This is a genomic window from Streptomyces lincolnensis, assembly GCF_001685355.1.
GTDB classification, from domain to species: domain Bacteria; phylum Actinomycetota; class Actinomycetes; order Streptomycetales; family Streptomycetaceae; genus Streptomyces; species Streptomyces lincolnensis.
The window spans coordinates 8,059,178-8,071,394 of record NZ_CP016438.1; the positions used below are offsets into that span (position 1 = coordinate 8,059,178).

Annotated in this window: 16 protein-coding genes and 3 pseudogenes; 6 read left to right on the forward strand and 13 right to left on the reverse strand. The window is 68.2% G+C overall.

The window, feature by feature from the left end:
* Nucleotides 1–76 precede the first annotated feature (76 nt).
* Nucleotides 77–565: a hypothetical protein gene (locus tag SLINC_RS35590; RefSeq protein ID WP_067442238.1), complete on the forward strand. Its 489-nt coding sequence runs from the start codon at nucleotides 77–79 to the stop codon at nucleotides 563–565.
* Nucleotides 566–724: 159 nt separating this feature from the next.
* Here SLINC_RS35590 and SLINC_RS35595 read toward each other — a convergent pair.
* From SLINC_RS35595 to SLINC_RS35610, 5 genes and pseudogenes are all read right to left on the reverse strand, one after another.
* Nucleotides 725–916 (reverse strand): annotated as a pseudogene (locus SLINC_RS35595) (CorA family divalent cation transporter); the annotation flags it as partial.
* 119 nt (nucleotides 917–1,035) lie between these two features.
* Complete coding sequence (locus SLINC_RS35600) at nucleotides 1,036–2,394, reverse strand: hypothetical protein (RefSeq protein WP_067442240.1); 1,359 nt, start codon at nucleotides 2,392–2,394, stop codon at nucleotides 1,036–1,038.
* Nucleotides 2,395–2,686: 292 nt separating this feature from the next.
* Nucleotides 2,687–3,307 (reverse strand): hypothetical protein, encoded by a 621-nt coding sequence (locus SLINC_RS35605; protein ID WP_182449239.1) that lies wholly within the window; start codon nucleotides 3,305–3,307, stop codon nucleotides 2,687–2,689.
* A gap of 1 nt (nucleotide 3,308) precedes the next feature.
* A pseudogene (locus tag SLINC_RS49620) lies at nucleotides 3,309–3,479 on the reverse strand (YihY/virulence factor BrkB family protein); the annotation flags it as partial.
* A 106-nt stretch (nucleotides 3,480–3,585) separates the two neighbouring features.
* Entirely contained in the window at nucleotides 3,586–4,014 is a 429-nt protein-coding gene (locus tag SLINC_RS35610; RefSeq protein ID WP_067442242.1) for a hypothetical protein, read from the reverse strand.
* Nucleotides 4,015–4,193: 179 nt separating this feature from the next.
* On the opposite strand from SLINC_RS35610, the gene SLINC_RS48650 reads away from it, so the two are divergent.
* Nucleotides 4,194–4,364: a hypothetical protein gene (locus SLINC_RS48650; RefSeq protein ID WP_170068290.1), complete on the forward strand. Its 171-nt coding sequence runs from the start codon at nucleotides 4,194–4,196 to the stop codon at nucleotides 4,362–4,364.
* Nucleotides 4,365–4,513: 149 nt separating this feature from the next.
* Here SLINC_RS48650 and SLINC_RS35615 read toward each other — a convergent pair whose 3' ends face one another.
* The 6 genes and pseudogenes from SLINC_RS35615 to SLINC_RS35635 all read right to left on the reverse strand — a co-directional run bounded on the left by SLINC_RS35615 (nucleotide 4,514) and on the right by SLINC_RS35635 (nucleotide 7,542).
* Complete coding sequence (locus SLINC_RS35615) at nucleotides 4,514–5,350, reverse strand: DUF1206 domain-containing protein (protein WP_079164896.1); 837 nt, start codon at nucleotides 5,348–5,350, stop codon at nucleotides 4,514–4,516.
* A gap of 266 nt (nucleotides 5,351–5,616) precedes the next feature.
* The gene (locus SLINC_RS35620) at nucleotides 5,617–6,444 is read right to left on the reverse strand and encodes a YihY/virulence factor BrkB family protein (protein WP_067442244.1); all 828 of its coding nucleotides are present in this window, start codon (nucleotides 6,442–6,444) and stop codon (nucleotides 5,617–5,619) included.
* A gap of 43 nt (nucleotides 6,445–6,487) precedes the next feature.
* Nucleotides 6,488–6,685: an ANTAR domain-containing protein gene (locus tag SLINC_RS35625; protein WP_225988285.1), complete on the reverse strand. Its 198-nt coding sequence runs from the start codon at nucleotides 6,683–6,685 to the stop codon at nucleotides 6,488–6,490.
* 31 nt (nucleotides 6,686–6,716) lie between these two features.
* Nucleotides 6,717–6,806 (reverse strand): annotated as a pseudogene (locus SLINC_RS47610) (PRC-barrel domain containing protein); the annotation flags it as partial.
* Complete coding sequence (locus SLINC_RS35630; RefSeq protein WP_067442248.1) at nucleotides 6,803–7,204, reverse strand: ANTAR domain-containing protein; 402 nt, start codon at nucleotides 7,202–7,204, stop codon at nucleotides 6,803–6,805. The pseudogene SLINC_RS47610 and the gene SLINC_RS35630, both read right to left, overlap by 4 nt.
* A gap of 86 nt (nucleotides 7,205–7,290) precedes the next feature.
* A complete protein-coding gene (locus tag SLINC_RS35635) occupies nucleotides 7,291–7,542 on the reverse strand; it encodes a hypothetical protein (RefSeq protein WP_310736493.1) in 252 nt (83 codons plus the stop codon).
* A 733-nt stretch (nucleotides 7,543–8,275) separates the two neighbouring features.
* On the opposite strand from SLINC_RS35635, the gene SLINC_RS35645 reads away from it, so the two are divergent.
* From SLINC_RS35645 to SLINC_RS35655, 4 genes are all read left to right on the forward strand, one after another.
* On the forward strand, nucleotides 8,276–8,449 hold the full coding sequence (locus SLINC_RS35645; RefSeq protein WP_067442254.1) for a hydrophobic protein: 174 nt from the start codon (nucleotides 8,276–8,278) through the stop codon (nucleotides 8,447–8,449).
* A gap of 57 nt (nucleotides 8,450–8,506) precedes the next feature.
* Entirely contained in the window at nucleotides 8,507–8,680 is a 174-nt protein-coding gene (locus tag SLINC_RS46595; protein ID WP_079164897.1) for a CsbD family protein, read from the forward strand.
* A gap of 134 nt (nucleotides 8,681–8,814) precedes the next feature.
* Entirely contained in the window at nucleotides 8,815–9,447 is a 633-nt protein-coding gene (locus SLINC_RS35650; protein ID WP_067442256.1) for a hypothetical protein, read from the forward strand.
* Entirely contained in the window at nucleotides 9,447–9,926 is a 480-nt protein-coding gene (locus SLINC_RS35655; RefSeq protein ID WP_182449240.1) for a hypothetical protein, read from the forward strand. The genes SLINC_RS35650 and SLINC_RS35655 overlap by 1 nt, the downstream gene beginning before the upstream one ends.
* 92 nt (nucleotides 9,927–10,018) lie before the next feature.
* Here the strand turns inward: SLINC_RS35655 and SLINC_RS35660 are convergent, their stop codons facing one another.
* Complete coding sequence (locus tag SLINC_RS35660; RefSeq protein ID WP_067442258.1) at nucleotides 10,019–10,543, reverse strand: DUF6328 family protein; 525 nt, start codon at nucleotides 10,541–10,543, stop codon at nucleotides 10,019–10,021.
* Between the two features lie 461 nt (nucleotides 10,544–11,004).
* On the reverse strand, nucleotides 11,005–12,159 hold the full coding sequence (locus tag SLINC_RS35665) for a magnesium and cobalt transport protein CorA (protein WP_182449241.1): 1,155 nt from the start codon (nucleotides 12,157–12,159) through the stop codon (nucleotides 11,005–11,007).
* Nucleotides 12,160–12,217 lie beyond the last annotated feature (58 nt).

The window sequence follows — 12,217 nt, forward strand, 5'->3', positions numbered from 1 at the left end:
CGCAGCCGACGATGGCGCGGGCGAAGCGGTTCGCTGGGGATGGAGCAGCCGACTGGGGCGGCGAGGAGGAGCGTTCGTGCCGAGAACCACAGCGTGGGGCGCGGTTGTTGTCGCCGTGGCTCTGGCGACATTCGGTGCGTCTTGCAGCGCAGGCTCTGACTCCGGCAAGCCGGGTGGTGCCCCTGCCGTCGCCGACAGGCCGGCCGACAGCGCACCCGCCGCCGAGCCTTCACCGCCACCGATACCGACCGCAACGCCGGTCGAGAAGGTCCGCGACGCTTTCGCCGGAATGCAGGCGACCTTGGATGATTCCTGCACGCCCGCCGACTGCGCCTACTTCCTGCGCCGTGTCTTCGACGAACTCCATCGCCTTGACGGCGCCATGAAGGCATCGGAGAAGGGGCCCGGTCACTTCGCCGAGCCGATCAGGTTGATCAAGGAGCTCGACACGGGGATCGGTAGCGATCAAACCTTCGACAACCTCAAGAAGCACCAGACCGCATTGATCGCCACTCGCGACGAGATCAACACATGGATGCAGGGCCACCCGGACGACTACCGCTGATGCAAAGCCCCGGCTTTCGCCGATTGGCCACAGCGCGGCCACCGTCCGCCGGATGATCCAGCGCCTCGGCTCACTGCTCGCGATCGAGCGCGCCCATGCTCCGCAGGATGTCCGCGTGCTGCTCCGACCCTGCTGGCATGCCCTTTTCCGGCCGGTCGCTCAGAGCCGGTCCCGTCGCTTGAAGATGACGTACAGGCTCGTGCGCACGACCGCCATCAGGAGCATCGCGAAGGGGTATCCGAGCACCCAGTGCAACTCCGGCATGTGGTCGAAGTTCATCCCGTAGATCGTCCCGACCAGCGTCGGGGCGAACAGGATCGCCGCCCACGACGAGATCTTCTTGAAGTTGTCTATCGGGTGGCGTTGACCTGCGATGATGTCGCTGAGCTGGGCTGATCCAGCTTTCAAAATCTTTCAGATTGCATGGCGAGCAGGCTCCTTCGACGACCTTCTACGGTCACGAAGAGCGGTCAGGGCAACAGATGCATGGCTAGGACCGAGCCGTCCTGGTGTATCGACACGGGGCCGTTCCATTCCTCATCCCAGGTGTCCGCAGGCCACTTGGTGCGCAGAGCGTGGACATCGTTGCGGTACTGCTGAAGACGGCCGCGGCTCAGGTGGGTGAAGAGGCCGGCGTGGACTCCGGAGAATGCCTCCACGCGTGTTCCGTTGAGTCGGAAGACATGGTCGGTGCCAACGAACGGGATGCCGAGCAGTGTGCACGCGGCGTCCTGGACGCTGTCGGTGGCTGCATGGGCCATGTCGGCGGAGAAGCGTCGGCTTCCCTGGCGCGTGGTGAGGTACGGAGCGGTGGAGTTTCCGTCGCCGGCGAAGGCGGTGAGTCCTGCGGCGGAGGTGCGCGCGAGGACTTGCTGGAACCATCCGGAGAGTTCAGGGGTGACGTGAACACCGGGTTCCACGGGGGTCCCCTCGCCGTCGTCGGCTGGTGGGTGGATGCCTGGGGGCCGTGCCTCGTCCCGGAGCCGTTCGTCCAGGTTCCCGAGAGGGAAGGTGTCCGTGCCGGACAGCCATCCGTCTGTGCCGTCGGCATTTGGTGCGTGCACAGTGAGCGACTCATCGAGGGGCAGTCGTGTGCTGAAGATCAGGCCGGGTGTCTCGTTGTGGATGCCGATGTGGACACCGTCTATGTAGACCGAAGCGTCCGCGAGCTGGCCGTGGGAGTCGCTCGCCTTGCCGTGGTTGCCGCGGGAGACGACAGGGAAGACGCGCGACGGTTCTCCTGGTTGCCAGACTTCGGCGAAGTACTGCGGACGGTACCGGTAGCCCACCGTGGTGCCCTTGTCTCTGCTGTTCAGGGCCCAACCGGCGCGGAGGACCGTGTCCGCCGGGACGATCGATACCGCGTGGTCTGGGTAACGCCGACTGAGAATCCGCTCGCCGAGGGCCAGCGCGAATCCGACGCCGAGTTCTCCCGACTGGAGAGCCTTGTAGTAGTCGGCCGTGTCCCGTCCCTCGGCCGAGAGCCCCATGTAGGAAGTGGGGCTGCCGTTGAGTGCCAAGCTGTACTTCAGACTGCCCCAGTGCTCGGCCAGGCCGCGGGCGGCTCCTCGGCGTGCCAAGGAGATGGCTCGTGCAAGGGTGTGCAGAACGTCCCACGGCGTCATGCGGACCGAGCCGCCGAGATCTGCGGCAGGTAACGGACGTAGGCCCGGCTTGCGCCGGAGCACTTCGAGGTCCTTCTCTTTGCGTATCTCGTCGTCTTCGGCCGCTGCTGCACCAACCTCCCCGGCGAGTGCCGAGGTGGAGTGGACAGCGACATTCGCATATTGTGCGAGATCTTCCAGCGCCTCTTCAGCCGACTTCGACATCTGTTCCCCCTGTTCCCTGGTGGATCGCAGCGAGCCCATAGGACAACGCCGCAAAGTACGAGTCGAACGATGGGCGCACGCAAGTGCGCATAGGGCGCGCTCCTGGTGTCAGATGGCTCGTAAGAGTTCTGCTGGGGCCGAGCAGGAAAAGGGACTGACCATTCGCGAGCCGGCAGCGCGGGGCGGGCCTGTACGCCGGAGCGGGCTCGGGAAATGCTGGGGATGCCGGACAACCGCCCCGTGCCGAGGCTCGTCTGACGAGCCGTGCGCGGGGCGGGCCGGTTCACATGGGTCAGGCTGCCTTGGGCTGGGAGTCGGCGAGGTCATTCAGGGCGGCGTTGACCACGGGCCAGCACATGTTCAGTGTGTCGCGGTCCGGTACGTGAGCCTCGCGGATTTCGGCGCGTGGGTGGACGAAGTTGCGGTACTTGCGCAGCTCGTGGCAGAAGCGCTCGACATCGGCGCCGATCCACCCTGCCTCGTGGCAGGTCTTGATCAGGGCGTCCAGGTACACGCGATCCGGAGACGTCCTACCGAGCAGTGACGCGTCGCGCTCCTGGACCACATGGACCAGGACACCTTCGAGGAGGCTGCCGAGCATGATGATGGCGGCCACGTGGGCGCCGTTGGCGTAGCAGGTGCGTGCCTCGTCCAAGCGGTGCTGGAGGAGGCCGGCCATCTGCTGGTCGTTGATGAGGTCGGTCATGGCGGCTCTGAGTTCGACCGGGCCCTGGTTGCCCGGGTGGGCGAGAGAGGGGTCGCAGGCGACGAGGCGGGGGCGGCCACCTGGGTTCTCCAGGCGTACGCCCTCGTGGATGAGGAAGGCGTTGACCGCGGAGACAACCGCGGGGAGCTGTTCTGGTTCGTCGAGGTACTCGCGCGGGTCGGCGAGTCGGAGGAGGACCTTCTCCAACGGCGCCGATCGCCGCGCCCACGGTGATCAGTGGAAAGAGCGCGACGAAACTGGTGAAGGTGACGGCCGCGGCGAGCCGGGCCCAGTGGACGGCATCCAGCCGTTCGTACGCCCGCCAGGCGTGCGTACGCATCAGCTTCCCGATCACAGGCAGCCTTCTCAGCCATTCCATGCAGACCACCCGCTCCCTGCGTACGCAGAGTCGAGAAGAGAGACATCCGGCGGGTCACCCGCACCGTGGGTCGCGCGACAGATCGCCAGGCGGCCGACGGGGATCATCAGTGAGCGGCCCGGTGGTGGAACCAGTGGCTCTTGCGGCGGGGGCGGTCGACCGGTCCGGCAGGGACGTCGTCGTCCCTCTCCGTCTGCGCCGTCCGAGCGCGGGCGGAGTCGCGTTCGTCGATCAGAACGTCCCGTTCCTGTTCGGCCGCGGCACTCTCGCGTCGGTTCTGCCTGAGCTCACGACGTGCGGTGCGGCCGCGGCGAGCGGTGCGGCGGGTACCGGTCAGGAGCAGGCTCAACCCGAGCAGAGCCACCGCTCCGACGACGATGCCGTAGAGGAAGAGAGTGCCGGTGGAACCGGTGACGTCGACTCCGAAGACGGAGAATCCGCCGGTGAACTCGTGGGCACTGCCACTGTTGGAAAGAACGCCGGCGACAGCGATGACCACCGCGGCGACGAGGATGAGGAGTCCGAGGATGATCATGGCGCGCTCCTGGGATTTGCTTCCTCTTCCCACGGTAGAACCGTTCTGCCCGGCAGGCCACCGCCACGGGTTGCGTCTACCCTGAAATTGAGGTAGGAGCGAGACCGGAGGACACCGGCACTACTGGGTGGACGGCCTCTGATCCGGCCTTCCGCCACGACCCCAGGAGGCGTAGCGCCATGGTCTTCTTCCTGGTTCTGCTCATCTGCGGCATCGCGCTGATCGTCATCGGCGCTGTCGTCGACGGACTGCTGTATCTGCTCTCCACCGGCGTGCTGCTCCTCATCGCCGCCGTGCTGTACCTGCTCGTGCGCTCGATATCACGCTCGCGCCGACGCCCGGCCCACTGACGCGTGGCGAGAGAGCGCGGAACGCCGCTCCGCATGCCCTCGGAGACGGGGCTGGACGGTTCGCTGCTGTTGTGCTGACCAGTGCGTGGCGACGGTCCGGCCCAAAGGCGAGCCTGGCGAGGAGCCGGCAGATCCGGCGTGGATCACCGTTACAGGCGGCGCCACCGAGCGGAGGCGAAGGAGAAGACGCCGAAGAGGATCAGCCCGACCGCGACCGCGACCAGGAGCCATGGCCCCACCGGTGTCTGCGTGAAGCTGCGGAGCGTCGCGTCCACGCCCTTGGCCTCATCCGGGTCGAAGCGGACGGCTGCCACCAGGATGAAGATCCCGGCCGCGGCGAACACCACGCCCCGTGCCACGCCTCCGACCACGCCCAGAGCGGTGACGACCTGCTTCGTACGGTGGCTCATGCTGCCGGTGTCCAGTTGCTTGAGGAAGCTCCGCATGGCCGCCCGGACGGCGAGTACCCCGCCGATGCCGATCAGGAGGCAGCCCCCGGCTCCCACCAGCACCTGGCCGTAGGACAGTTTGAGGGCCGATGCCGTCCCGTCCTGCGACTGCTTGTTGCCGCTGGAGCCCTGGCCGCCGCCGGCGGCGTACACCGCCGTGGTCCAGCAGACGAAGGCGTAGAAGACCGCCCGCCCGCCGTCCAGCAGGCGCGAACCCGCCTTCCGCTGAGGCCCCCTGGTGAGGACTGCGCGGGAACCCCGCCACAGCGCCATGGAGGCGAAGCCGACCACCATCGCCCACAGCATCACCTTCCCGAAGGGCTGCTCCGCGACCTGGGCCAGCGCGCCCTGCCGGTCGGCCGACTCGCCGTCGCTGCTGCTGAGGGCGATCTGCAGGGCAAGGGCGCCGATCAGGACGTACACCACACCCCGTGCGACAAAGCCGGCTCGCCCCGCGGCGGACAGCGTCTCGTTCTGGGTGGTACGGGCCGCGGACTTCACGGCCCGGCCGCGCCCTTGCGTGTTGGACGAGGTCACGATGTCCTCCCCATGGTGCGGGCGCGCGATACGCGTCCACTGCCCCCCGAGTGCCCCGGGCCAGGTATCTGATGTGCGCAGCGGACGAGCGCGGCCTGGACGGGACAGGATGATTCACCGGTCGTCGTCCAGGACGTCACCGGCGTAGCACGGGTCACTTCCGGCGTGGGCCTGGAGGGCCGAGCCCTGTGCCGCACCGGCTCCGACTCTGCGACGTACCAACCGACATGTCGTGCGTGAAGAAGCAAGGGGAGTTGTCCTGGCCTTCAGGGTCGTCGCCGCCGAGCCCGCTGTTTCAGTGCCTGTGCCACGCGGAGGAGTTCCTCGTGCAGCAGTCGGCCCGCCAGCGCACCGCCGAAGACGACGACACCCACACCGACCAGCCAGGACTGGACGACCAGAACGGTTCCGAAGGGACCGTAGGCGACGGCACTGGACGCGATCAGCGGGGAGAAGACGAGCCGGGAGAAGACCCGAAGTCCGAGCAGCCCGAGCGCCGTTGCCGCCGCGCCCGGAAGCAGGGCACTCCAGGCGATCCGCCCGCCCAGCAGCATCCGCTGCGACCACCAGAAGAACAGGACGGCGCTCAGTGTCGCGGCCAGCGTGCCGGCCGGCGAATGGCGCCACAGCGTGGTGGTGGCGGTCAGGTAGAGGGACCCGACGAGCACGGCGAGCCACAGCACGTGCCGCCATCTCGCGTACCAGCGGGCCGGAGGCAGCTCCCAGACCTTCTCGTAGCCGGTCTGCACCGCCGCCCCGAAGCTCAGACCGAAGACAGCGAGAGCCGCAAGGCCGAAAGCAGTCGTGGTCTGCAGCGCCTGGCCGGGCCGCGCGAACAGCTTCCCCACCTCCTCCCTGGCGGCACTCGACACACCGAGCCCGTCCCCCAGCCACTGCGCGAACCCCCGCCCTTGCTCCGGATCGGCTGCGGAGACGACGATCAGCAGGGGCACCAGCGTGAGGAACCCGAGCGCCGCAAAACCCAGCGACCTCGGCCCCAGTTCGATCTCTCGGCTCCGCCGCCATCCCCGCCCGGTCGGCGAATCACGCAACACCCGGCGCCGGAAGACTCCTTCGGTGTCCAGGTCGCCCATCACATGGGGCGCCCTCACCGACAGCCGCGAACGCATGATCCGGTCACCGCCGCTCCAGCGTGTGAAGGTGCCGCAGCGCGCGACGCCACTCGCGCCGTATCGCCTGGGGGAGTTCCTGGCCCTTCGTGGTGGCGACCAGGGTCGCAGCCACGTCGCGGAGTTCGACGTTGCTGTGCTGCGACACCTCCACGAGCAGGTCCCAGGCTCGCTCACTGGAGCACGGCGCCAGGACCATCACCATGGCAGTCATCATGTTCATGAGCGCTCAGGGCATGGACTGCTTCGAGCACACCGATCTCGTGGCCTTCGCTGTCGACGACGTCGCGGTCGCGCCATTCCCGGACATCGGCTGCGTGGATCACGGCCCTCCCCTTCCGGACGGCTCATCCGCCGGTGCTGAGTCGTACCCCCGGTCTTCCGCGTAGAGCCGCCGCAGCGCGTGCCGCAGCGCCCGCTGCATCAACGGTGGGAGCGGCTCGCCCTCCCAGGCGGCGATCATGGCCGACGACACCACCGGTAGCGTGGTGTTGCACTGCCGCTCCATGTCCACCAGCAGGTTCCTGGCCGGCCCACGGGGGCAGGGAGCCAGAACCATCACCATGCCGCAGGCTTGATCGATGACCGGACGGCCGGCCAGCGCCCGCCGCAGCTGATCGATCTCGGCGCGCAGCGCCACGACATCCTGAACCGCCGCATTCCCCGCCACGGCCTCGGCCCTCAGATCCCACCAGTGCTCCGGAAGCATGGTTGTGCGATGCATGGCACGTACCTCTCGACGATTTCGTCGCGTCCGGCTGGGCGGAAGCCGTCCCGGAACCTCTGGATGGTCGGGTGCAACTTCATCGGTCACCCGCGGCGTTCGTAGTCCCGGCGGTCCTCTCGCCTCCAGCGCGCCCGGTGCCGACGGTTGTACCGACGGTCCCAGCGGTCCTGACGGTCCCGGCGGTGCTCGTAGTCCCGGTAGTGCCCGACTTCGGAACCGCCACCACGGATCCAGCCTCCACCACGGTCGCGGCCGTGCCGCGTGGCACCGAAGACCAGCACCGCCGCGGCCAGCCACCAGAGGGGGTTGAGGAAGCCGGTGCCGAACAGAATCAAGATCAGAATGAGAAGCAGAATGAACACGGCGGGCCTCTCCGGAGCGGAACAAAGCGTCACTGCCGGGGGCCGGGGCCTGTTCGAACAGCGTAGCTCTGCCCAGAGGCTGCGGACAGCTCCCCATGTAACGGTCTTCCGCCCTGGACAGATGGCCACTTGCCGTCTGTCCAGGGAGTGCGGCGAGGGCTAGCGTGCGCGGTACGGCCCGAGCCCCCGGCAGCGTCGATCACCTCTCGCGCTCCTTCGAGGGCGCACCTCGCGCATCAGTGCCGGAACCGCCCCGCCCCCAGCGGGCCGCCCCCGCCGTCGCCACTTGATCCCGGCGCGCCGCACCGATGCGCCCCATGCGGGCATCCCCCTCCGCTGCCCGTCGCGTCGCACGCAGCCACCGCAGGCGGTACGCATGTACGTACTGATCGTTCCGGCTTCTGTCCCCTTCGTCCTGCTCGCCACCGTCATGGGCCTGTCCTGGTGGGAGGACCGCATCCTGCCGGCGCCGCCGGCCGAGCCGGTGGGCCATCCCGCCGAGGCTCCGTTTGTCCCAGCGGCCCCTGCCCCGCTCGCAGAGCTCCCCCGTGCCGACACCACGTTGACAAGGGAGGTTGCCGGGCGTTGACTGACAGCACGGTGTAGGGCTATGCCACTCCGGATCACTCGGTCGGCGCATTCCACCTTCCCGCTTCGCCCGGACCCCGCGGAACTCACGAATTTCCCGCGATCTGGAGGCCCGGCAATGATCCTTTGGATTCTTCTCCTTCTGCTGATCCTGGTGGTGTTCGGGTTCGGCTTCACCATGCAGGCCCTGTGGTGGGTCGCCGCCGTCCTGCTGGTCGTCTGGATCGTCGGCTTCGCCATGCGCGGGCGTCGCGGTGGCGGTGGCCGCCGGTACGGCCGTAGTCGCGGGTAGTCCACACAGCGCTCTCCCATCCAGGGAGCCCATCCAGCGAACGAGCAGAGGACAGCCATGAGCGTCGGACAGACGATCAAGCACAAGACCCAGGCATTCAAGGGCCGGGTCACCGAACGCATGGGCCGGACCACCGGCAACAGGCGACTGCGGCGCGAAGGCAGGACCGACCGGGTCTCCGGAAACCTCAAGCAGTCCGGCGACAAGGCCAAGGACGCCTTCAAGCGCTGACCACGAACGCCCCGGGTGGTGCCCACGTCGTGTGGCCGCCACCCGGCAGGCCAACGCGGAACCAGCCCACAGGAAATGACGGGAACGGCAATGCAGCCGAACAATCCACGAGCCGAGAGCCAGAGAAGGCCGCCATGCTCACCATCGTGATCATCGCCGTGATCGTCATCGCGGCCGTCGTCCTCTTCCGCGTCGGACGTGGACGCATCCGGGCCGGCGGAGGACGCGGGCTCAAACACCGCTTCGGACCCGAGTACGACCGTGCCGTCGCCGACCACGACGGCGACACCAAGGCGGCCGAGCAGGAACTCGGCGAGCGCGTCACGCAGCACGCCTCCCTCCAGGAGCAACCGCTGTCGCCCGAGGCCCGCGCTCAGTACAGGGCTCAGTGGGCCGACATCCAGGAGCAGTTCGTCGAATCACCGCAGAAGGCCGTCACCGAGGCGGACGCACTCCTTGCCGGCCTGGCGAGGGACCGCGGCTTCCCCGACGGCGAGCAGTTCGAGGAGCAGTTCGCCGCCCTCTCCGTCCACCACCCCGCCCATGTCCACGGCTACCGCAGCATGCACACGGCCGCCCGCGGACAGAGCGGCACCGAGGAGATGCGGGAGGCCATGGTCGAAGCCCGAAGCCTCTTCGAGGCACTGGTCGCCGAACAACCGGCCGACCCGGACCAGGGCGGCTCGCAGACTCCTCAGTCCCGCGACGGCAACGGCCACGCACCCTGGGCACTGAACCGACCCCACGCGAAGGGAAACAACACCTGATGTCGCAGAACGCCGAACACGCCCGGCAACCCCAGCCCGGAAGCCCGGATCCCTCGGCGCCGCGCAACCCGCAGGCGCCGCAGAGCCAGCGGACCCCGCAGGCACCTGTCACCAATCCTGCTCACGACCCGCGTGAACCCGCCACCAATGCCGCCAACGGCGGCCGCTCCAGCCCCGATCGCAAGCCGACGCCGGAGATGCTCCCGCAGGGCGAACGGGACAAGCTCACCCTGCGCCTCCAACAGGCCCTCAACACCTTCGTCGACAGCCCACGCCAGGCCGTGGAGGAAGCCGACAGCGTCTTCGACGAAGTCGCCACCCACTTCACGAACACCCTCACAGAGCAGCGGCGCGTTCTGCGATCGGGCTGGCAGAGCCAGGACACCGAAGCACAGACCGAGGAACTACGGGTCGCGCTGCGACAGTACCGGGAGATCACCGAACGGCTGCTGCACATGGCGGCGCCCGCCGACCGGTGACACCGTCCTCCCAGCAGGAAGCACAGCCGCCGCAGGAAACCGGTAGGTGAACCACACCGGCCGACCGCGGCGGCTGTGTGCTGCTGAAGCACTCAGCTCGATCCATCCGGCGGCTCCGAGACGGCCCGGGCCTCCAACCGTGCGGCGTGCCTCCTGACGAACTGCGGCAACACCACCCACAGACCGCTGCACACCAGCAGCGTCGCACTGCCCGCGATCACGCCCTCGACCCGGCCGAACACCACGTCGACGACGAGCAGCACGGAACCGGTGAGGGTCAGCATCAAAACGCTCATACCCGCCCCCGCCAGCCGTGAGGAGATCATGACGATCTCAGGCTTGGCCCCGCGCTGGAACAGCGTGCGGTGCAGCGCGGCCGGAGTGGTGAACAGGGCCGCTGCGAGCACCGCGAGCAGCAGGGTCGTGATGTACACGGTGCGCTGCGCCGTGTCGAGCGCGGAGAAGCGGGCGGTGAAGGCCAGCGTCAGCAGGAACGCGAACAGGATCTGGACTCCGGTCTGGATGATCCTCAACTCCTGGAGCAGCTCACCGTAGTTGCGGTCCGCCCGCTCCAGCGTCGTCTCCTCGCGCGGCGTACGGGAATTCTCCTCAGCCATGTCCTGGCAACCTACTCGAAGGCCGCGCGACGGTCCCCCGGCCGGACAGAGCATGCCGTACGACGGTCGCGGACGTCCTGGTATCAGCGGATGTAGTCGGCCGCGCCGTTGGCTTCGCGGGGTTGGTTGCTGAGCTGTGCTGCGGTGGCCGCAGCCTCGGCTGCCTCAGTCCCACTGACTACGAGGCTGCTCTCGCGGCGTGAACGCCACACCGATGGTGTCCGTCAAAGCGGAACAAGCTCAGTCGCCGGCCGAATCGGCGGTGTCCAGCGCCCGCCGTCCGGCAGCCTCGGCCAGCAGTGCCGCCGGGTCGTGTCCGGTGCTCTCAGCGTCGGCGAGAGCGGCGGCGAGGGCGTGCCAGCCTGGCTCGGCCAGCTCAGGTATTCGTCACCAGGCCACAGCCAGGCTCCCCATGATGCGAGGGCGAAGAGCGAAGAGCGGCTGACCGTGGTGCGACGAGTTCAGAGCCAGTCCCGCCGCTTGAAAATCACGTACAAAGTAACGCAAACCACCCCCATCAGGCCGATCGCGAAGGGGTATCCGAAGCTCCAGCCCAGCTCAGGCATGTCCTCGAAGTTCATGCCGTAGATGGTTCCAACCAGCGTCGGAGCAAAGAGAATCGCCGCCCAGGAAGAGATCTTCTTGATCTCCTCGTTCTGCTCGAACCCCGCCTCCGCCAGCGCCCGCATCTCCGCGTTCTGCTGCTGGGTGACGAGGGTGGCGTTGACGGTGAGGATGTCGGCGAGGGCCTGGCGGAAGCTGTCTACGCGTTCGCTGGTATGGGTGACGTGGTCGGCGACGTCGCGGAGATAGCGTTGGAGTTCCTCGTCCGTGCCGTATTTGGCGAAGCCGGCCATGAGGCTGTGGAGCATGCCGACAAGGGGGCGGGTGGCGCGCTGGAACTCGACCATTTCGCGGGAGAGTTCGTAGATGCGGCGGGAGACCTCGGGGTCGCCGCGGAAGACCTCGGTCTCGATCTCGTCGATGTCGTTCTGGACGCCGGCGACGACGGGGGCGTAGCCGTCGACCACGGCGTCGAGGATGGCGTAGAGGACCGCCTCCGGGCCGAGTCCCAGCAGCTCCGGTGACTCCTCCATGCGGTGGCGGACCGCCGACAGGTCCGGGGCCGCGCCGTGCCGGACGGTGATGACGAAGTCGGGGCCGACGAAGACGTGGAGTTCGCCGAAGTCGACCTCCTCGGGGGCGTCGAGATAGCGGGCGGCGCGCAGGACCACGAAGAGCGTCTCGCCGTAGCGCTCCAGTTTGGGGCGCTGGTGGGCCTCCATCGCGTCCTCGACCGCGAGCGGGTGGAGGTCGAACTCCGAGGCCAGGGAGAGGAGTTCGTGCTCGGTGGGGCGGGCCAGGCCGATCCACGCCATGCCGGAGGGCTGCTCGTGCAGTTCGCGGTAGGTCTCGGCGAGGGTGACGGGGGTCGAGACGCGGACGCCGTCGCGGTACAGGGCCGCCTGGACGATGCTCACCGGTTCCGTCTCCGGGACGGCGGAGCCGGCGGGCGCCGACGGCTTGTCGGGCGGCGCCGTCGGTGGGGTCAGGGCGCGGCGCCAGCCGGACTTGCGGGGGTTCTTCGCGTCGGGACGGGCACGTCGCTCGGACATCGTGGCGGCCTCTCGGGTCGAGCCGACGTCTGCGGGCTCTCGGTGATCACCGAGCAGG